This is a genomic window from Erwinia magellanica, from assembly GCF_039023495.1.
Classification (GTDB): Bacteria; Pseudomonadota; Gammaproteobacteria; order Enterobacterales; family Enterobacteriaceae; genus Erwinia.
The window spans coordinates 406396-424894 of the sequence record NZ_JBCHVC010000004.1 but is presented as its reverse complement, the minus strand read 5'-3'; the positions used below and the strand labels follow the sequence as shown (position 1 = coordinate 424894).

The window sequence follows — 18499 nt, the reverse complement described above, 5'->3', positions numbered from 1 at the left end:
AGTGCACCAATATGATACCTGGGTAAAGCAGATAACCGATCCTCTTGCAGAGTAAAACTGCCATCGGCCTGTATGAGCCGTTAACCGATTTTTTTGCCCGGCGAAGGCACCAGGAAATTTCTGAAAAATGCGCGATGAAAAGTAAGCTGATTATAAAATTTGAACAGATAAAAATAACTAAAGTGAAAGGTGTAAGCGATACCAATGGCGGCCTGTCTCGATTGTCTGAAAAGCAGGCACCGGTGGGGAAAAAATTACTCTGGTTAAAGGTGGCCCTGGATAAAAAGCAAGTGTGAAAAATAGTCAAAAAATATGACGCAAATCGCATGATTTGATCTAATACTTAGAACCTGGCGTTTCCCTGCGCTGTCTCTCTGAGCACTCTCTCTGAGCAACCCAGCGGCTGTCGTCGCCAATATTCTGAACCTGAGACTCAGGTTCTTACCCTCTGGCCGTTCACATTTGTGATTTTTATGAGGAGAGCCTTATGGAATTGAAAGATCCGATGGGCGAATTGTTGTCGAGTCTGGAACATATTGTATTAACGCGTGAAGTTATCCAAGCCGCTCCTGCATTAAAGGGTGAAGTCACTGTGCCCGAACCAAAACGCATCAGGGAAATTACCGGCATGGAAATTGATGAATTTGCCCTGGCATTGGGCGTCAGCGTTTCTTCGGTGAAAAGTTGGGAAGCCAAGCGCACGAAACCTTCGCGCAGTGCTCAGAAACTGATGCAGTTGATACAATTTAATCCTTGCCTCAGCAGACAGCTGCTGGGGTAGTAAAGAAAAACCCGCCCTCTGGCGGGTTTTGTGTTTCTGGCTGCCAGAAAGAGAGCTTTTCACTACATTCCCTTCGCTTCTTCTTCCGCCAGCTTATTTCGTTGATAGCGAGCCAGAGTCTGTAATACACCCTGCGCAATACGCTCTCCTGCTTCAGGTTACGATATAAAAATTTGCCAGACTGACGTAGTACAGCAGCTTTTTCTGCGAAAATTCAGTGCAGGCAAAATATCGCAGGCTTTATGGTGCAGCGACATCCAGGATGTCCCGCTTTTTCCGTTCGTGGAGCATCTGGCACCAGCCAACGTCACGCGCATCCGCCTGAGGATCGCGAGCCGGGAAAGGGTATCATCACGTTCAATCAGCTTGTCCAGTTCAGCAATGGTGGCGTCATCAAGCCTCTCATCAGAACGCCCCAGCCGCTGTCCATCATCGAAATCAGGGAGACCATACAGTGCCTCCTGCCCGGCACTATTTAAAACCGCCAGTCGTTCACTTTTGCCTGTCACTTTGCCACGCGTTGTCATCCTGACTCCGATTAATCATCTCCGTTAGAGGATCGTTCAACGGACAGTGAAAATAAAATTTTGCATCTCAGTAAAAATCACTGCTGACGTTATCTTATATAATTGGTACGGTATCAATTTCTTTCATGGCCCCTCAAACGTACACTTTTATGACTGAAATACAGATTGGCTATGCCCGATATTCAACTGACCGCCAGGATCTGGCCGCACAACAAGAAGCCTTTATCAGCCCTGGCGTTTCCCCGGATCGGATTTATACCGATAGGGGGCTGACCGGCTCAAATCGCCAGGGCAAAAGTGAAACTAAGGGGGAAACAGCCGAAGCTTTCAGATAAACAGCAAAAAAAATTTTGTAGGATGCCTGGAAGAGGTGAGTATTCAATCAGTGATTTTGCTGAATTATTTTCCGTTTCCCGACTAACTGTTTACCGGACACTTTCCCGAGGGAAATAATGAAAAAATGGATTTAATGAAAATTAGCATGGAGCGGTTATGTACAACAACAATGAAGTCATCAGTTACCTACAAGCTAACAGGATTCTCGCATTAAAGCTCGATCATGCAGTTTCTGCTGTCGCTCAGCAGGTTACAAATCAAGTTGAAACCTTTGGAAAGGGTGCTACCCGCCTGCTGTATTACACGTCCTGTTTTACCGATGAATATAATGATGTTTGCCAGCAGAAAAAGACGGAGGATCTGCGCTTCAGGAATGCTGTTATTCGCATTATTCAGCATGGTGACGTTGTCTTTGAAATGCTTCGGGTCTACTTTGAAGAAATATTAAAATACAAAACTAATGCCCAATTAGAGCATATTAAAAAAGCGCTTATGGCCGTGAATGTTCATATCGCAGCCAGCACCCTGACAGGTGCGGGGTACGCTTTGGCGGTCGCTACCAGCGTCCGTATTGGATTGAATCTAAGTATGCAACTCAGTGCCCTTACGGGACGTGCAGCGGTTACGGCTGCGGGAGTTGTGGCCACGTATGGCCTGGTTCAGAAAGCGGCGGATAGTGCTCGTCGTTTATACGTCCAATATCCAGCTTATTACTCTGCACTTTACATGCAACAACTGGAAATGATGTATTTCCTGATTGAACCGTTATTCGAGCGCGCGGGCGCACTTGAAGCACAATGGTCGTCTGATTCCGGTATAGCAAATATCATCAACCGGATGATCAGATAACCATGATTCGATCACTAAAGAAATTTCTACTGTGGCAGCTCAGGTTTTTATCATCGCTGTACGGGCCTGTAATCCTTACGATTATTTTCGCATTGCTCCAGGGGTATTTTTTCCCTGACAGCCCTGTCTGGCCTACAGGCGTATTCGCCATAATTATGATTGTTATTTTCACGCGTTACTGTAAATGGTGATAGCGTTAATATCACAGTTATTTAAATCATCAATGATAAGGAAATTATATGTCTGCTCCCGCTCATTTATGGCTTGAAGATGAAAACGGCTCGCCGATCGTTGGCAGTTGTTTAATGCCCCTGCGTTTGGGTTCCATCGAATTAAAATCATTCTCGCATGGTGTAACCATTCCAGTAGATCCCAACTGGGGCAAACTTACAGGAACGCGCGTTCATAGCCGTTCACGATAGTGAAAGAATTTGATCAGACAACACCACTCCTGTACCGCGCTGTCTGCGAAGGCCGAACCATGAAAAAGGCGACAATCAAGATGTACCGTATTCTGGAATCAGGCATCGAGGCCGAATATTTCAATATCATTCTGGAAAACGTCAAGTTCACAACAGTTGCGCCATATCTGGCTCTTAACGGTATGAGTAGCACTCACCTTGAAACGCTCGAATTGCGTTATGAGGCGATCGCCTGGAAATATACGGAAGGAAATATCATCTATCGTGATTCATGGAACGATCGTTGCTGTGCCTGATAACTAAGAGCATCAGAGGAGGCAAATATCTACTCTGGCATTAACGAGGAGAGAAAATGGTCGACTTAACTGCTGAACAACGACAGCTGGCGAAGATAGTTCATGATTATGCCTGTCGGTTTCCCCTGACAGAAAATGGTGATGCTCAGTTATTGCAGGGCTGTTATGACTATATGGACGCCTTTAAACAGGTGATGGACAGCGCTTCAAAAGTCCAGATGGACTACATTTGCCTGCAATACCCTGGATATTTTCGCTTTGCAAAATGGATGGAAAGGCTGGCTCAGGGCATTGCTGATGAAGTCATTGAGGTGCCGAAAGCTCACTAAAAACAACGAACCGGAAATTTCGGCGGTTCCGGCGTAGAACCCTACAGAAGTAATATATCACCCGGACAGTATCGCGCGGGTGTGTGCCCGCTCTGGGGCGGGGCCATATGGCGGTAAAACTGGCGAGCATGCTGGCAGCGAAAGTGGGGTTGTTTACTGCCTCACCAGCCAGTGGAAAGGCGGCTGATTTACACTGATTGTAAGGTGTACAGAGAGGAAAAGGGCGGGAATAACCCCACCCTTTATCTGACCGGAAAGCATGACTTCATCGAAAAAAGCCCGACGAGGCTGGCCATTTCCTTCAGTTGCTGATTGCCGGGGCAAAGACTGTCACCCCGGTAACGGCTCTTACTGCAACAGCGAAATATCCGCTACTTGCAGGAACAGCTCACGCAGTTTAGCCAGCAGCGTCAGGCGGTTGATCCGCACTTCTCGCTCTTCGGCATTTACCATCACCTTCTCAAAGAAGTTATCCACCGCACTACGCAGCTGGGCCAGCTCAATCAGGGCGTCCTGATAGCGGCCTTCCGCGAAGTAAGGCTGAAGTTTGCTGCTCAGTGCGGAAACGTAGGTCGCCAGCTGGATCTCTTCATTCTCTTTCAGCAGGGAGGCCTGCACGCTGTCGTTCAGCGGCTCGGTAGCCTTAGCCAGAATATTAGAGACACGCTTGTTGGCGGCAGCCAGGGCGGCAGCCTCTTCCAGCGAGCGGAAGTGCGACACGGCTTTCATACGCGCGTTGAAGTCTGCCGGACGGGTTGGACGACGCGCCAGCACCGCCTGAATGGTATCCACGCTGTGGCCCTCTTCCTGATACCAGGTACGGAAACGTCCCAGCATAAAGTCGATCACCTCATCCACTACTTTAGCGTTGCTCAGCTTGCTGCCATAGAGGCGCACCGCTTCTTCGGTCAGCGTTTGCAGATCCAGCGGCAGGTTTTTCTCGACGATGATGCGCAAAGCGCCCAGAGCAGCGCGGCGTAGTGCGAACGGGTCCTTGTCGCCTTTTGGATGCTGTCCAATGCCGAAAATGCCGACCAGCGTATCCATCTTATCAGCGATAGCCAGCGCACAGGCCACCGGATTAGAGGGCAGATCGTCACCCGCAAAGCGTGGCTGATACTGTTCGTTCAGCGCAACGGCAACATCTTCCGCCTCGCCGTCGTGGCGGGCATAGTGCATACCCATCACGCCCTGGGTATCGGTGAATTCGAACACCATGTTGGTCATCAGATCGCACTTGGAGAGCAGGCCAGCGCGCGTGGCGTGGTTAACGTCCGCGCCGGTTTGCCCGGCAATCCAGCCCGCCAGCGCCTGAATACGGTCAGTTTTATCACGCAGCGTGCCCAGCTCTTTCTGGAACAGCACGGTTTCGAGGCGTGGCAGGTTATCTTCCAGGCGCCTTTTGCGATCTGAGTTAAAGAAGAACTCAGCATCAGCCAGACGTGGGCGAACCACTTTCTCGTTACCGGAAATAATCTGCTGCGGATCTTTTGACTCGATGTTGGTGACAAAAATGAAGTTCGGTAGCAGCTTGCCCGCCGGGTCATAGACCGGGAAGTATTTCTGGTCGCCTTTCATGGTGTAGACCAGCGCTTCCGCCGGTACCGCCAGGAATTTCTCTTCAAATTTCGCCGTCAGCACCACCGGCCACTCCACCAGCGAGGTGACCTCTTCCAGCAGGCTGTCGCTGAGGTCGGCAACGCCGCCAATTTCGCGCGCTGCCGCTTCGGCATCCGCTTTGATCTGTGCTTTACGCGCTTCGTAGTCAGCCTGCACCTTGCCACGTTCCAGCAGGATCTGTGGATACTGGTCGGCGCTATCAAGGCTGATCTCCGCTTCGCCCATAAAGCGATGACCACGGATGGTGCGGCCAGAAGTGACGCCCAGGATAGTGGCGTCCAGGCTCTCTTCACCCAGCAGCAGCGTCAGCGTATGCACCGGACGCACAAACTGCACGTCGGAATCGCCCCAGCGCATCAGTTTGGGGATCGGCAGCTTAGAGAGGGCGGTGCTGACCATTGCCGGCAGCAGCGACTGTGCGCTTTCACCCTTCATCTGCGCACGGTAGAGCAGCCATTCGCCTTTGTCAGTACTCAGGCGTTCAGCCTGATCGACGGTGATACCGCAACCGCGCGCCCAGCCTTCGGCAGCTTTGGTCGGCACGCCGTTAGCATCAAACGCAGCGGCAATCGCCGGGCCACGTTTTTCAACTTCGCGGTCGGGCTGGGCGGCGCTCAGGGCAGCCACTTTCAGCGCCAGGCGGCGGGGAGAAGCAAACCAGCTCACTTCGCCGTGCGTCAGGCCTGCGGCATCCAGTTCGGCAGTAAAGCTGGCAGCAAAAGATTCAGCTAAATTACGCAGTGCTTTTGGTGGCAGCTCTTCAGTGCCAAGCTCCACCAGAAAAGTTTTTTCAGTCATGGCGGCCTCTTATTTCTTGTTATTGCACATCGGGAAGCCCAGCGCCTCACGCGACGCATAGTAGGCTTCAGCCACGGCTTTGGTCAGGGTGCGAATGCGCAGAATATAGCGCTGACGCTCGGTAACGGAGATCGCTTTACGCGCATCCAGCAGGTTAAACGTGTGGCCCGCTTTCAGAATGCGTTCGTAGGCTGGCAGCGGCAATGGTGTTTCCAGCGCCAGCAGGCTCTGCGCCTCTTTCTCATAGTGCTCGAAGCAGGAGAAGAGGAAGTCGACATCGGCGTGTTCGAAGTTATAGGTGGATTGCTCCACTTCATTCTGATGGAACACGTCGCCATAGGTCGTTTTACCCAGCGCGCCGTTGCTCCAGATCAGGTCGTAGACGCTGTCCACGCCCTGGATATACATTGCCAGACGCTCCAGGCCATAGGTGATTTCGCCGGTAACCGGCTTACACTCCAGGCCGCCAACCTGCTGGAAGTAGGTAAACTGCGTCACTTCCATGCCGTTCAGCCACACTTCCCAGCCCAGACCCCAGGCCCCCAGCGTCGGGTTTTCCCAGTTGTCTTCTACAAAGCGGATATCATGAATGGTGGGATCCAGCCCCAGCGCCTTCAGGGAGCCGAGATACAGCTCCTGAATGTTCTCAGGCGAGGGCTTAATCGCCACCTGGAACTGATAGTAGTGCTGTAGGCGGTTAGGGTTCTCGCCATAGCGGCCATCGGTAGGGCGGCGTGATGGCTGCACATAGGCAACCGCCATCGGCTCTGGCCCTAAGGCACGCAGGCAGGTCATAGGGTGAGAAGTCCCTGCACCCACTTCCATGTCCAGTGGTTGCACGATGGTGCAGCCCAGGCTGCCCCAGTAATCCTGTAAGGTCAGGATCAGTCCCTGAAAGGTTTTGGTATCAAACTTTTGCATGTTGGGTCCGCACGCGAGACAAGTGGTAATAAAAAGTGGGCGTCAGTATACCCTTTGACCGGCAGATAGTCAGCCCGCAGTCGCTGACAATGGAGGGAATGGGGAAAGCCCGTTGCGCCATAATCTCAACTTCTCCCCTTTATTTTCTCTCCGGACGGCATTAAACGCCGGCCATCGCTACACCGTACAGATTCCGCACGGCCCCTTTTAGCGCGGTTTAACCATCCGGATCTGTTTTTTAAGCCGATGATAAGGATTTCTCACAGACGATGATGATCGTTCACTGCTGCGCTGCCAGAAAAGCAAAACTGACCCGAAGTGCCTGCCACTCGCCACATCGCGCGCGCTGTGTGCACTATTCTGTCGGCTGACTCCCGCAGGTGGCTGCTGTCTGGTGATGGGGTAAGGCGTTAAACCTGGTGTAATCAGCCGTTCGCTGGCGAAAAATCCGGTGCGGGTTGAAGAAAGCTTTGCCTGCTGCCCGACGGGCCGGGCCTGGGCGTGGAGCCGCGTGAAGAAATTATTGCAAAGTTTCTGGTGCGGGAGTGATCCCTGGCTTGATGCCGCTGCCGGATAATGATTTCAGGGCTGCCTGCGGGCGGCCTTTTTCATGTTGCAGGCTTGTTGAACATTCTCGCTCCGTCTACCCTCTGGTACGCATTGAAGTAGGGTGATGAGGGTGAAATGAAGGAAAAGATCGGCTGGATTGATAATTTACGTGCTGTGGCCTGCCTGATGGTCATCATGATCCACACCACCACCTGGTATGTGACTAACAGCACGGCAGTGGGCGAGCATACCTGGGATGTCTCTAATCTGCTGAATTCCGCCTCACGCGTCTGTGTACCGCTTTTCTTTATGATCTCGGGTTATCTGTTTTATGGCGAACGGAGCGCCCAGGGGCGGCATTTCCTGCGCATTGTGCTTTGCCTGGCCTTTTACAGTGCGGTTTCTCTGGCCTATATCACCCTGCTGACGCCCATCAATGAAATGATTTCAGTCAGACATCTGTTACAAAAACCGGTGTTCTATCATTTGTGGTTTTTCTTCGCGATTATTCCCGTTTATCTGCTTTCACCGCTTATTGAGGTCAAGGCTGTGCGGGCAGGCTATCTGGCGGCCGTCACGCTGGTGCTGGCGGTGCTGGCTAATCCCAACACCGTTGATCAATCCATAGGGCCTTTCCACTGGCTGCCGCTGAACCTTTATCTCAGCGGGGACAGCATCTATTACCTGCTTTATGCACTGTTTGGGCGGGCGACAGGCATGATGGACACCAGCAAACGCGGGGTCAGTTGGGTGGCAGGCATCGTGTTTATTGCCAGCGTGGCAGGCATTGCGATGGGGACAAAAAAGCAGCTGGCGATCAACGGCGCTTTTGCCGATACCTGGTATCTTTACTGCGGCCCGGTGGTGTTTATCGCGGCGGTCAGCCTGCTGATCCTGTTCAAGAACTGCCTGAATCAGCGCCCGTTGCCCTTTTTCGCGCTGATTTCGCGCAACTCCCTGCCCATTTACGGTTTTCACGCGCTGTTTATCCATTTTATCCGCACGCATCATCTGGATAACACTGACCATCCGTTTATCGATATTCCGTTGGTGTTTACGGTTACGCTATTTGGCAGCCTGCTGCTGGCGATGGGATTACGGCGGCTGGATAAGACACATCTGGTGAGCTGACTGGGTTAAGCCTGATAAACCGTTGAATAGCAAAAAAGCCCTGTTAAGGGCTTTTTTGCATCAGGGAGCTAACGGGTAAAAACTTCCGGACCTCTGGCATCGATAATATTCAGCAATCTCAGGGCAGGTCCGCTTGGACGGATCTGGTCACGCTCCCATTTTGAGACGCTTTCTACCGACATACTCAGGGTATAAGCCAGTGCAGACTGCGACATACCATAACGATTACGCATCGCTTTGATTTGCTCACCGTTCATTACCTGAACCTCTCCGATGCGCTCGCGCCATTCACGTACCCTGACCCGAGCATTAATGCGTTGCAGCGTTTCAGCAGGCATTGCACCGAGCTCGTTTAACTCCTGAGCCATTTGCTGGAGTTCAAGCAGATTTGCCACCATTACAGATAACCTCTCTGAGAAATTTATTCGATATCAGGTGAAGCAACAGAGTGGGATCGTAGCGAAAGAACTCTTTCGCCAAATCCTTATAGGTAGCCAGTTCATCATCTTCTATTTCTCTTTTTGTGCCGGAAGCGGAACTCTTTTTCCAGGCATCAGCAAAAAAGAGATGCTTACCCGTTTTGAAAAAAATAATTGTACGGGCTCCGCCGCTTTTTCCTGCCTGGAGGGGAAGACGTTTTTTTATTACCCCGCCACCGAGATTTGCCTCGTACTGACCTGCCATAACCTCAGTCGCCGCGAGACACAGATCGTCATCGTGGAGATCTGATTTGCTGAAAACACGATCTACTTTCCGTGTGACATAAATAGCCATTCCATTAGCCTCATCATTAACCCGCAATGATTACTGTAGTATTTATTACGGTAGTTTTCAACACCAGTAGTAAGGGGGATTTCTGCCAGCGTGTCGTTAAAAACTTTAAGCACCGTACCCCATAACAGCAAGCAGGTGATGCGCCTGCTGAACGGCATCCTGACGGTGCGCAATGCCCATCTTCTGATAGAGATTACGGATATGCGTCTTGATGGTGGTGGCCGCTACCGCCAGCTCTTCAGCAATCTGTTCATTGCTGTAGCCTGAATAGATCAGCCCCAGAACCTGCCATTCGCGCTGGGTTAGCGGGCTGGTGCGGATCAGTTCCGGCACCTGCGGATGCGTCAGCAATTTCGTGACAAACCCCTCGTCGAAATGGGCAAACTTATGCCGGTGGTGCTGATTCAGCTCGCGAAGGATCTGCTGCGCCCGGCGCTGTTCAAGCTCTGGTAACAGATTCAGCTGTAACAGCTGCCTTAACTGTTGCGCCATCATCTCCCCTTCAATCACAAAATGACTGATAAAGCCCGTGCGGTTCGCCAGCCCCAGCGCCTCTATCAGTACCTGCTGCGCCTCGCTTTTCCTGCCGGTATGCCAGTAAACCAGATTGCTCAGCAGCAGGTTACGGTTGAGATCGCTGAGCAGGCGGAGCTGGCGGGCATTACTGTTAAGTTCATCCAGCACCACTTCCGCTTCGTTAAACTGTTCTAATAATATCTGCGCACGGGCAATGGTGCGCCACTGCCCCTGCTGGAAATGATTATCTGCCACGCCCGGTTTGCGCGCCTGCTGCATCCACTGGCGCGCGGCTGCTTTATTCCCGGTAATCTGCCAGTAAATCACCCGGGTTTTATCGGTATTTGTCAGCCAGTCGATGTGATACTGGCCGGTTTTTAACAGCCCTTCGCAACGTTGCAGATAGTGGTGAGCATTATCAAGCTGACCGCGAGCCAGCGAGCATTTCGCCAGCATCGCCAGGCACTGTAACTGCTGCTGGGGCTGGAAATTAGTCAGCACAGCCAGGCCCTGACGGGCAGCGGCCTCGGCATCATCAAGACGGGACCAGGACCAGAGAACCTGAGCGCGTAAACGCAGCAGGAACTCATGCATCGGCAGCTGTTCCAGATGCTGTTCCCGCACCAGTTCAAAGCCGCGATCCTGCATCTCATAAGCCGCCTGCAAAAAGCCCTGGGCTATCAGGATCTCGCTCTGCTGCAACAGTGCCCAGAGCGCATAGTGATAAACCTGATAACGCCTGGCGATCTGCTCTGTCTGCTGCATCAGCGGCAGCGCGCGCGCCAGATCGCCTTTACAGTGCTGGATCTCTCCCGTGACCGACGTCGCCACAATACGGCTGTAGTAGCTGTCATGCGGTAAAAAGCGCAGGGCTTCCAGCGCCAGCCGTTCCGCCTCTTCCTGGCGGCCATCGTTAATCGCTACCTGCGCGCGCAGCGCATCAAACTCGGCGGCGAGATCCTGTGCCATCGAGATATCCCGCAGCTGCATCTCCGCCTGAGCGCGCGAGAGCAGAGCCTCCACTTCCGCATAGCGATGCTGACTTTGCGCCAGCCACGCCTGTAACAGGACCAGCTTAGGGTTGAGGATCATCTGATCGTAGGGCAGCGCATTCAGGCACTCTTCAAGCAGCGCCAGCTCGCTCTGGTTAAACAGCGCCCAGGCGTGCTGCAACATAATATCGCGCAGCATATCGGTATCTTTGGCACCTAAGGCATGATGAATAGCCTCAGCCGGGAAGCCCTGCGCCAGCCAGCCCTCAGCGGCGGCACGGTGAATGGCGGGCAGCTCGCTGGCCCGTTCCCACTGGCAGCGCTGACGCAGGAAAGAGGCAAACAACGGATGGAAGTTGAACCATTCGCCGGTGTCATCCATGCGATGAATAAATAACCCCTGACTCTCCAGCGACTCCAGCCGCTGCTGGCCGTTTTCACCGCCCATCAGGCGCACTATCAGCGAGTCGTTCATCGAGCGTAACAGCGAGCAGCGCAGCAGAAACTCACGGGTCGGGCCATCCACCCTGTCGAGCACCTCTTCCACCAGATAGTGGGAGAGATGACTGGCATTTACTCCGGCCAGCTTACGGGCAGATTGTTGCGTTGACTGCTGCGCTGGCGTGGTGGACTGCCGGGCAGAGAGGGCAATCAGTTGCAGGGCAGTCGCCCAGCCCGCCACCTCGTCACAAAGCCGGTGGCTGTCAGCCTGGTCGATAGGCTCACTCAGGCGGAAATCAAAAAACTGCTGCGTCTCGCTGTGCGTAAAGGCCAGCTGGCTAGAGTTGAGTTCCAGCAGCTGGTCGCGCACGCGCAGGTTGGCAATGCCCAGCGAAGGCAGCGTTCTTGAGAGGATCAGCAGCGAGACATTTTCAGGCTGGTGCCGCAGAAAAAACCGCATGCCTTCGTCAATCGCGGCATTGGTGATCAGGTGGTAGTCATCTATCACCAGCATCAGCGGTTGGTGCCAGTCCGACAGCTCGACAAACAGCTGCGCAAACAGAGCGGAGAGGCTGGCGTATTGATGCTTCTGACTCAAGGCTTCGCTCTTGACGCAGTGACCGCCGGTGGCGTGCTGCACTGCCGCAATCAGATAGCTGACAAAGCGCTCGGGCTGATTGTCGCTCTCATCGAGCGAGTACCAACCCAGATAATTTTTGCCGGAGGCCCAGTGCGCCATCAGCGTGGTTTTGCCGTAGCCAGCCGGGCTGGTTACCAGCGTCAGCCGGTAATTTTGCGCAGCGGAAAGTCTCGTCAGCAAACGCTCGCGCACCACCGTATTTTGCAACCGCACAGGGCGGCTCAGTTTCGAAGGGATCAGCATAGTTTCGTTTCTTATGACGTAGGCCAGAGGGGGGATATCTTTATTTTACTGTGCGTAATTAATCAGTTTTCCTTAAGGTCTGCCTTCAAGGTGTTGATTGCAAGCAGGATTGAAATTTTTGTTTCATTTAGTCGCACTTCATCACATTTTTAAAAATCGGAGTTTCCGCGTGTGCCTTTCTGCACAAGCTACGCCCCATTTCTCCTCCCTCTCTAATTTCTTACGGGAGGATGTTGCGCCCCTGCTCAACATGCAGCATGGAAGAAATTTATGGAGAGTAAGGAAAAGTGATGCAGGTTCAGTTTAATAAATCGCTGTTTCTGGCCGCGCTGACCCGTCAGTGGCAGGGCTTTGGATTGCACCAGGCACAGGAAATGACGCCACATCAGTGGTGGCAGGCGACCAGCGCGGCGCTTTCCGAACAGCTGAATGCGCAGCCAGCCCCTCCGGCGGCACCCTTGTCACAGCGCCACGTTAATTACCTTTCAATGGAGTTTCTGATTGGTCGCCTGACCGCCAGTAACCTGATCAATCTTGGCTGGGCTGAAGAGGTGAAAGCGGTGCTGAAGCAGCAGGGCGTAGAGCTGGCTGATGTGCTGGAGCAGGAGGTTGACCCCGCGTTAGGTAACGGCGGGCTGGGCAGACTCGCCGCCTGTTTCCTGGACTCTATGGCTACCGTTGGCCAGCCCGCTACCGGCTACGGGCTGAACTATCAGTACGGGCTGTTCCGCCAGTCTTTCCGTGACGGCGAGCAGCAGGAAGCGCCCGATAACTGGCATCGCGAAAGTTATCCCTGGTTCAGCCACAACAGCGCCTTAACGGTGGAAGTGAGCTTTGGCGGGGAGTTGATCAGGCATGATGATGGCCGCGAGCAGTGGCAACCCGCCTTTTCAATCCAGGGTGAAGCCTGGGATCTGCCGGTAATTGGCTATCAGAATGGCGTCACGCAGCCGTTGCGTCTGTGGCAGGCGGGGGCGCTTCAGCCTTTTGATTTAGCGCTGTTTAATGACGGCGAGTTCCTGAAAGCGGAACGGCAGGGCATTGAGGCCGCCAAACTCACCAAAGTGCTCTATCCCAACGACCATCACCAGGCGGGAAAACGTCTGCGCCTGATGCAGCAATATTTCCAGTGCGCCTGTTCCGTGGCGGATATTTTACGTCGCCACCACTTCCTGGGACGAAAGATTGAGGATTTACCTCGCTTTGAGGTTATCCAGCTTAACGATACCCACCCGACCATCGCGATCCCTGAGTTACTGCGCATCCTGCTGGATGAGCACCAGCTGACGTGGGACGCCGCCTGGGCGATAGTCAGCCAGACCTTTGCCTACACCAACCACACGCTGATGCCGGAAGCGCTGGAGTGCTGGGATGAGAAGCTGGTACGCAGCCTGCTGCCGCGTCATTTCTCGCTGATTAAGCAGATCAACGCCCGTTTTAAAAAGCTGGTTGAACAGCGCTGGCCGGGCGACAAGGCGGTCTGGGGAAAACTGGCCGTACACCATAACAAACAGGTTCGCATGGCTAACCTCTGCGTGGTCAGCGGCTTTGCGGTGAACGGGGTTGCGGCCCTGCACTCTGAACTGGTGGTGAAAGATCTCTTCCCGGAATATCACCAGCTGTGGCCGCAAAAATTCCATAACGTCACCAACGGCATCACGCCGCGTCGCTGGCTGAAACAGTGTAATCCTGCGCTCTCTGCGCTGATTGACAGCAAGCTGGACAGCGGCTGGGTAACCGACCTTAACGCGCTTAAAGGGCTGGAAGCCTTTGCTGACGATGGCGATTTTCAGCAGCGTTATCAGCAGATCAAGCGGGAGAACAAGCTGAAGCTGGTGAGCTGGGTTCAGCACCATATGGGGATTACGCTGGATCCGGAGGCGATTTTCGATGTGCAGATCAAACGCCTTCACGAGTACAAACGTCAGCACCTCAACCTGCTGCATATTCTCTCGCTCTATCGCCAGATCCGCGATAACCCGGAGAAAGAAACGGTTCCGCGCGTCTTCCTGTTCGGAGCAAAAGCTGCGCCGGGCTATTACCTGGCAAAGAATATTATTCACGCCATCAACAAAGTGGCGGAGAAAATCAATAACGATCCGCTGGTGGGCGACCGCCTGAAAGTGGTGTTTATCCCCGACTACCGCGTCTCGGTAGCGGAGCTGATGATCCCCGCCGCGGACGTGTCAGAACAAATCTCCACCGCAGGTAAAGAGGCTTCCGGCACCGGTAATATGAAGCTGGCGCTGAATGGTGCGCTTACCGTCGGCACGCTGGATGGGGCGAACGTCGAGATAGCGGAAGAGGTAGGCAGTGAGCATATCTTTATCTTTGGTCATACCGTCGACCAGGTAAAAGCGTTGCTGAGCAAGGGTTACGATCCGCTTAAGCTGCGAAAAAAAGATAAGCATCTGCACAGCCTGCTGAAAGAGCTGGAGAACGGCTTCTTCAGCGACGGGGATAAGCACGCCTTTGCACCGCTGCTGGAAAGCCTGCTTAAAGGTGGCGATCCCTACCTGGTGCTGGCTGACTTTGCAGATTACTGCGCCGCCCAGCAAAGAGTTGAGGCGCTGTACCGTGATGCCACGCAGTGGACGCGCAGCGCCATACTGAATACGGCAAGGGTAGGTATGTTCAGCTCCGATCGGTCAATTCGTGACTATCAACAGCGGATCTGGCAGGCGAAGCGCTGAGGGGAATATATGGAAAATAATGCACTTGAGCAGGCGGCCATGGAGGCGGGCATCGCCTCTGGTTTTATCAACGCGCACGGCAAGCCGCAGGCGATAGCGGCTGAAACCAAGCGCGATCTGCTACAGGCGATGGGGTGGAGCGACGCGCGCCGTACGCTGGTCAGCCCCGTTCCCACGGTGAAGGTCTTTACGGAAGGCAGCCGTTTTGCGCTTGCCGTCAGCGGAGAAGGGGATTACGGCTGGCTTTTCACTCAGGAAAATGGCAGCACGCAGCAGGGCAAGGTCAAAGGCCGAATGACGCTGGCGCTGCCTGAGCCGGTTCCCTGTGGCTACCACCGGCTGACCCTTTCTCAGGGAAACCAAAGCTGGGAATGCAGGGTGATTATCGCCCCCAAGCGTTGCTTTGAACCAGAGCCGCTGCTGGCGGGGAAAAAGCTGTGGGGCACCTGCGTCCAGCTTTATACGTTACGGTCGGCGCGCAACTGGGGGATTGGCGATTTCGGCGATCTGGCGCTGTTAGTGGAGAATATTGCCTCACGCGGTGGCGCTTTTGTCGGCCTGAACCCGATCCATGCGCTTTTTCCCGGCGATCCCGAGGCGGCCAGCCCTTACAGCCCCTCCTCCCGCCGCTGGCTGAACGTAATTTATATCGATGTCGCTGCGGTTGAAGACTTCTCTCTGAGCGAGGCCGCGCAGCAGTGGTGGGTCGCGCAGGAAACGCAACAGGCGCTACAGTCTGCGCGGGCTTCTGACTGGGTTGATTACAAACAGGTCATGGCGCTGAAATTACAGGCGCTGCGGCTGGCTTACCCGCATTTCCTGGCGCGTAAACCCAGGGAAGCTTGCCGCCAGGCCTTTGACCGTTTTGTGAAGCAGGGCGGGGAAAGTCTGTGGCTACAGGCAGCTTATGATGCGTTATACGCCCATCTTGCCCGACAAAGCGGTACGGCCGAGGGGTGGAACAACTGGCCGGAAGCCTGGCGCAACGCACGCGGGCCAGCGGTTCGCGCCTTTTGCGAGCAGCAGGCGCCGGAGGTGGAATTTTATCTCTGGTTGCAATGGCTGGCTGAAACGCAGCTGGCGAACTGCTATCAGCTCAGCCAGCAGCAGGCGATGCCGATTGGCCTCTATCGCGACTTAGCCGTTGGCGTAGTGGAAGGCGGGGCGGAAACCTGGGGCGATGGCGAGCTTTACTGCCTGAAAGCCTCGGTGGGCGCGCCGCCCGATATTCTAGGCCCTCAGGGGCAGAACTGGGATTTACGGCCAATGGATCCCTGGGCGATGGTCAGTCGCGGCTATCAACCCTTTATCGATCTGCTGCGATCGAACATGATCCACTGCGGCGCGTTGCGTATCGATCATGTGATGGCGCTGCTGCGTTTGTGGTGGATCCCGGCGGGAGGGACGGCGGACAGGGGCGCTTACGTTCAGTATCCGGTTGATGACCTGCTGGCCATTCTGGCACTGGAAAGCCAGCGGCACCGCTGCATGGTAATTGGTGAAGATCTGGGTACCGTTCCGGTTGAAATCGTCAGCAAACTGCGTGAAGGCGGCATCTATTCCTACAAGGTGCTCTATTTTGAGCGTGACGCGGAAAAGAGCTTCCGTGCGCCGCAGTCTTACCCGGTACAGGCGATGGCCACCCTGACCACGCACGATCTGCCCACGCTGCGCAGCTACTGGCAGGGGGATGATTTAACGCTGGGGAAAACGCTGGGACTTTACCGGGATGAAACGGTACTCAAAGCGCTGTATGCCGACCGGGCCACGGCAAGGCAGAGCCTGCTGGATGGGCTGCATCACTACGGTTGCGTGCCGAAGAAAACCGGCAGGCGGGCAGCCTTAACGCCGCTGTCACCGGTGATCCGTCGTGGCTTGCAGCGTTACGTAGCCGACAGCGCCAGCGCGCTGCTGGGGCTGCAACCGGAGGACTGGCTGGATATGCAGACGCCGGTGAACGTGCCGGGTACCAGCAGCGAATATCCCAACTGGCGCCGCAAGCTCACCCATACGCTGGAAGCGATGTTTGCCGACCCGGAAGTGAACGCGTTGATTAAGGATCTCGATAAGCGGCGCAGAAAGGTTTCCGTCAGGTAGAGAGGGTGCGTTCAAACTATTCCCGATAATTTGCGGCTGAATGCTGCCCCTGATCCCGGGCAGCAATTTTCCTCTCTCCACTCATTTCTGAGAAATAATCGATCCGGGCTTTTCTGCGAAGAGATCCGGTAAGGTGCTGCGCTGTCTGAACCACATCGCAAAGAAGGCAATTATCAGCAGCAGTTCGGCCAGATCGCCCCCGTAATACATCCATTGTGCTGCGGCCTGGATCTCGCTGAGGCTGGCTGAAGTACCCAGCGGATAGCCGTAACCATACATCAGTTTACCGAGAATACCGTGTGCTGCGGTTGCCAGAAAAAGCACCGTAAGCCGCAAAGCTCTGCCAGGACGGCGTGGCGCAGGATCGGGGCCGGCGATTGACCAGGTAAACAGATAACCTGAAATCACAAAATGCAGGTGAATAAATACAAACAGGGCGGGATGCGTCATGGTCAGGAGATAAAGCGGCGTCAGGTAGAGAAGGTACATCCCACCAATGTCGAGCACCGCAGCGGTAACCGGATGGATCAGAAACCGAACCGGCGGCGTTTTAAGGAAGTGCATAATACGGCGTGCCGCAGAAGCGGGCAGGCTACGCAGCAACAGCGTGCCGGGGGCACCCAACACCAGCCCAAGCGGCCCAAACATGCCCAGCAACAGATGCTGACCCATATGACCACGCAGATCCTGATGCGCCCAGTGAGCTACGGGCGGCAGGACAGCGGTAATAATAAGTGCTGTGCCGAGAGTGAAGCTGGCAATGCGCCAGAGACGCCATCCGGCGGTTTTGCGCAGTCTGAAAGCAGCAGCCAGATAGAGGCAGAGCAGCACCGCAGGCAGGATAGCTAACAGAACAAACAGCACGGTTTGCCCTTCCATACCGCTATGCTGTGACATGTGCTCCATCACCTAACTCCCCGTACTATGCCGCACAGAAACCCCCGAACGACGATAAAACAGGAATCCCGCCAACAGCAACAGGAGACCAAAACCATTCCAGGCTAAATCGTAGGGTAAAAGGTTTTCAACGTAGCGGATCTGGTGCAGGCCGAGCAGTTTGTGATCGATAATCCCGTCAAAGAGTTGAAAGCTGCCCATGCCAAAAAAGAACCCAGCCCAGGCGCGGGACCGATCAAGCGCGCGCCGGGCACGCAGGTCAATAAACATGAAAAAGCCCAGCACAAAAAATATCAGTTCCCCCGAGTGCAGTAAGCCGTCAGAGAAGAGGCCGAATGCGGGCGTGGACCAGTCAAAAAAATGGTGCCAGGCGAGCATCTGGTGAAACACGATTTCATCGACAGCCGCCATCATGCCCACACCCAGCGGAAAGGTGGCAAGCAGCGTGCGTCGCAGATCGGGCTTGAGCACAGGTTCAGAAGAGGGCACAGATGTCTCCTTTGAAAATGACATTAGGGTTGATCGCTCTATAAGCGTAGCTAAAACAAGCGTGAGCTTCATGGCGATAGCGAAAGCAATTATCCTGAACCCTGTGCCGGGCGTAAAAATCAGCCCTGTCTCAGAAGCACAACCATAAAAAAAGGGTG

General features: G+C 54.2%; 15 protein-coding genes and 2 pseudogenes. 9 read left to right on the top strand and 8 right to left on the bottom strand.

All coding sequences use genetic code 11. The annotated features are described in order from the left end of the window. The first annotated feature begins 44 nt into the window (after positions 1 to 44). The gene (locus tag AAH450_RS16430; protein ID WP_342911162.1) at positions 45 to 296 is read left to right on the top strand and encodes a hypothetical protein; all 252 of its coding nucleotides are present in this window, start codon (positions 45 to 47) and stop codon (positions 294 to 296) included. Positions 297 to 487: 191 nt separating this feature from the next. After that, the gene (locus AAH450_RS16425; protein WP_318789030.1) at positions 488 to 781 is read left to right on the top strand and encodes an HTH-type transcriptional regulator; all 294 of its coding nucleotides are present in this window, start codon (positions 488 to 490) and stop codon (positions 779 to 781) included. A gap of 158 nt (positions 782 to 939) precedes the next feature. On the opposite strand, the gene AAH450_RS16420 is transcribed toward AAH450_RS16425, so the two are convergent. After that, positions 940 to 1308 carry a hypothetical protein gene (locus tag AAH450_RS16420; RefSeq protein WP_463322743.1) on the bottom strand — a complete coding sequence of 123 codons (369 nt, stop codon included), beginning with the start codon at positions 1306 to 1308 and terminating at the stop codon, positions 940 to 942. 149 nt (positions 1309 to 1457) lie between these two features. Between AAH450_RS16420 and AAH450_RS16415 the strand changes: the two are divergent. From AAH450_RS16415 to AAH450_RS16400, 4 genes and pseudogenes are all read left to right on the top strand, one after another. Next, positions 1458 to 1761 (top strand): annotated as a pseudogene (locus AAH450_RS16415) (helix-turn-helix domain-containing protein). A gap of 39 nt (positions 1762 to 1800) precedes the next feature. After that, the gene (locus AAH450_RS16410) at positions 1801 to 2493 is read left to right on the top strand and encodes a hypothetical protein (protein ID WP_342911161.1); all 693 of its coding nucleotides are present in this window, start codon (positions 1801 to 1803) and stop codon (positions 2491 to 2493) included. Positions 2494 to 2732: 239 nt separating this feature from the next. After that, positions 2733 to 3211 (top strand): annotated as a pseudogene (locus AAH450_RS16405) (Hcp family type VI secretion system effector). 56 nt (positions 3212 to 3267) lie between these two features. Beyond that, on the top strand, positions 3268 to 3540 hold the full coding sequence (locus AAH450_RS16400) for an arylsulfatase regulator (protein ID WP_342911160.1): 273 nt from the start codon (positions 3268 to 3270) through the stop codon (positions 3538 to 3540). A gap of 348 nt (positions 3541 to 3888) precedes the next feature. Here the strand turns inward: AAH450_RS16400 and glyS are convergent, their stop codons facing one another. Both glyS and glyQ read right to left on the bottom strand, forming a co-directional pair. Next, complete coding sequence (gene glyS, locus AAH450_RS16395) at positions 3889 to 5958, bottom strand: glycine--tRNA ligase subunit beta (protein WP_342911159.1); 2070 nt, start codon at positions 5956 to 5958, stop codon at positions 3889 to 3891. Between the two features lie 9 nt (positions 5959 to 5967). Next, positions 5968 to 6879, bottom strand: coding sequence for a glycine--tRNA ligase subunit alpha (glyQ, locus tag AAH450_RS16390; RefSeq protein ID WP_342911158.1), 912 nt, complete (start codon positions 6877 to 6879; stop codon positions 5968 to 5970). 684 nt (positions 6880 to 7563) lie between these two features. Between glyQ and AAH450_RS16385 the strand changes: the two genes are divergently transcribed. After that, positions 7564 to 8559 (top strand): acyltransferase, encoded by a 996-nt coding sequence (locus AAH450_RS16385; RefSeq protein ID WP_342911157.1) that lies wholly within the window; start codon positions 7564 to 7566, stop codon positions 8557 to 8559. Positions 8560 to 8627: 68 nt separating this feature from the next. Here AAH450_RS16385 and AAH450_RS16380 read toward each other — a convergent pair whose 3' ends face one another. From AAH450_RS16380 to malT, 3 genes are all read right to left on the bottom strand, one after another. Beyond that, positions 8628 to 8957 (bottom strand): helix-turn-helix domain-containing protein, encoded by a 330-nt coding sequence (locus AAH450_RS16380; RefSeq protein WP_463322737.1) that lies wholly within the window; start codon positions 8955 to 8957, stop codon positions 8628 to 8630. Then, entirely contained in the window at positions 8938 to 9333 is a 396-nt protein-coding gene (locus AAH450_RS16375; protein WP_342911156.1) for a type II toxin-antitoxin system RelE/ParE family toxin, read from the bottom strand. The genes AAH450_RS16380 and AAH450_RS16375 overlap by 20 nt, the downstream gene beginning before the upstream one ends. A gap of 105 nt (positions 9334 to 9438) precedes the next feature. Next, positions 9439 to 12165, bottom strand: coding sequence for an HTH-type transcriptional regulator MalT (gene malT / locus AAH450_RS16370; protein ID WP_342911155.1), 2727 nt, complete (start codon positions 12163 to 12165; stop codon positions 9439 to 9441). A gap of 290 nt (positions 12166 to 12455) precedes the next feature. Here malT and malP point away from each other — a divergent pair, with 290 nt between their 5' ends. Together malP and malQ are read left to right on the top strand one after the other, a co-directional pair. Further along, positions 12456 to 14858: a maltodextrin phosphorylase gene (malP, locus tag AAH450_RS16365; RefSeq protein WP_342911154.1), complete on the top strand. Its 2403-nt coding sequence runs from the start codon at positions 12456 to 12458 to the stop codon at positions 14856 to 14858. Between the two features lie 9 nt (positions 14859 to 14867). Then, positions 14868 to 16955 carry a 4-alpha-glucanotransferase gene (malQ, locus tag AAH450_RS16360; RefSeq protein ID WP_342911153.1) on the top strand — a complete coding sequence of 696 codons (2088 nt, stop codon included), beginning with the start codon at positions 14868 to 14870 and terminating at the stop codon, positions 16953 to 16955. Positions 16956 to 17036: 81 nt separating this feature from the next. On the opposite strand, the gene AAH450_RS16355 is transcribed toward malQ, so the two are convergent. Together AAH450_RS16355 and AAH450_RS16350 are read right to left on the bottom strand one after the other, a co-directional pair. After that, positions 17037 to 17852 carry a cytochrome c oxidase assembly protein gene (locus AAH450_RS16355; RefSeq protein WP_342911152.1) on the bottom strand — a complete coding sequence of 272 codons (816 nt, stop codon included), beginning with the start codon at positions 17850 to 17852 and terminating at the stop codon, positions 17037 to 17039. 12 nt (positions 17853 to 17864) lie between these two features. Then, positions 17865 to 18341 (bottom strand): DUF2243 domain-containing protein, encoded by a 477-nt coding sequence (locus tag AAH450_RS16350; protein WP_342911151.1) that lies wholly within the window; start codon positions 18339 to 18341, stop codon positions 17865 to 17867. Positions 18342 to 18499 lie beyond the last annotated feature (158 nt).

Excerpts from the sequence above, each read along its gene's own strand:
- AAH450_RS16425 (WP_318789030.1), top strand. The coding sequence starts at position 488 with ATGGAATTGAAAGATCCGATGGGCGAATTGTTGTCGAGTCTGGAACAT.
- AAH450_RS16420 (WP_463322743.1), bottom strand. The coding sequence starts at position 1,308 with ATGACAACGCGTGGCAAAGTGACAGGCAAAAGTGAACGACTGGCGGTT.
- AAH450_RS16410 (WP_342911161.1), top strand. The coding sequence starts at position 1,801 with ATGTACAACAACAATGAAGTCATCAGTTACCTACAAGCTAACAGGATT.
- AAH450_RS16400 (WP_342911160.1), top strand. The coding sequence starts at position 3,268 with ATGGTCGACTTAACTGCTGAACAACGACAGCTGGCGAAGATAGTTCAT.
- glyS (WP_342911159.1), bottom strand. The coding sequence starts at position 5,958 with ATGACTGAAAAAACTTTTCTGGTGGAGCTTGGCACTGAAGAGCTGCCA.
- glyQ (WP_342911158.1), bottom strand. The coding sequence starts at position 6,879 with ATGCAAAAGTTTGATACCAAAACCTTTCAGGGACTGATCCTGACCTTA.
- AAH450_RS16385 (WP_342911157.1), top strand. The coding sequence starts at position 7,564 with ATGAAGGAAAAGATCGGCTGGATTGATAATTTACGTGCTGTGGCCTGC.
- AAH450_RS16380 (WP_463322737.1), bottom strand. The coding sequence starts at position 8,957 with ATGGTGGCAAATCTGCTTGAACTCCAGCAAATGGCTCAGGAGTTAAAC.
- AAH450_RS16375 (WP_342911156.1), bottom strand. The coding sequence starts at position 9,333 with ATGGCTATTTATGTCACACGGAAAGTAGATCGTGTTTTCAGCAAATCA.
- malT (WP_342911155.1), bottom strand. The coding sequence starts at position 12,165 with ATGCTGATCCCTTCGAAACTGAGCCGCCCTGTGCGGTTGCAAAATACG.
- malP (WP_342911154.1), top strand. The coding sequence starts at position 12,456 with ATGCAGGTTCAGTTTAATAAATCGCTGTTTCTGGCCGCGCTGACCCGT.
- malQ (WP_342911153.1), top strand. The coding sequence starts at position 14,868 with ATGGAAAATAATGCACTTGAGCAGGCGGCCATGGAGGCGGGCATCGCC.
- AAH450_RS16355 (WP_342911152.1), bottom strand. The coding sequence starts at position 17,852 with ATGTCACAGCATAGCGGTATGGAAGGGCAAACCGTGCTGTTTGTTCTG.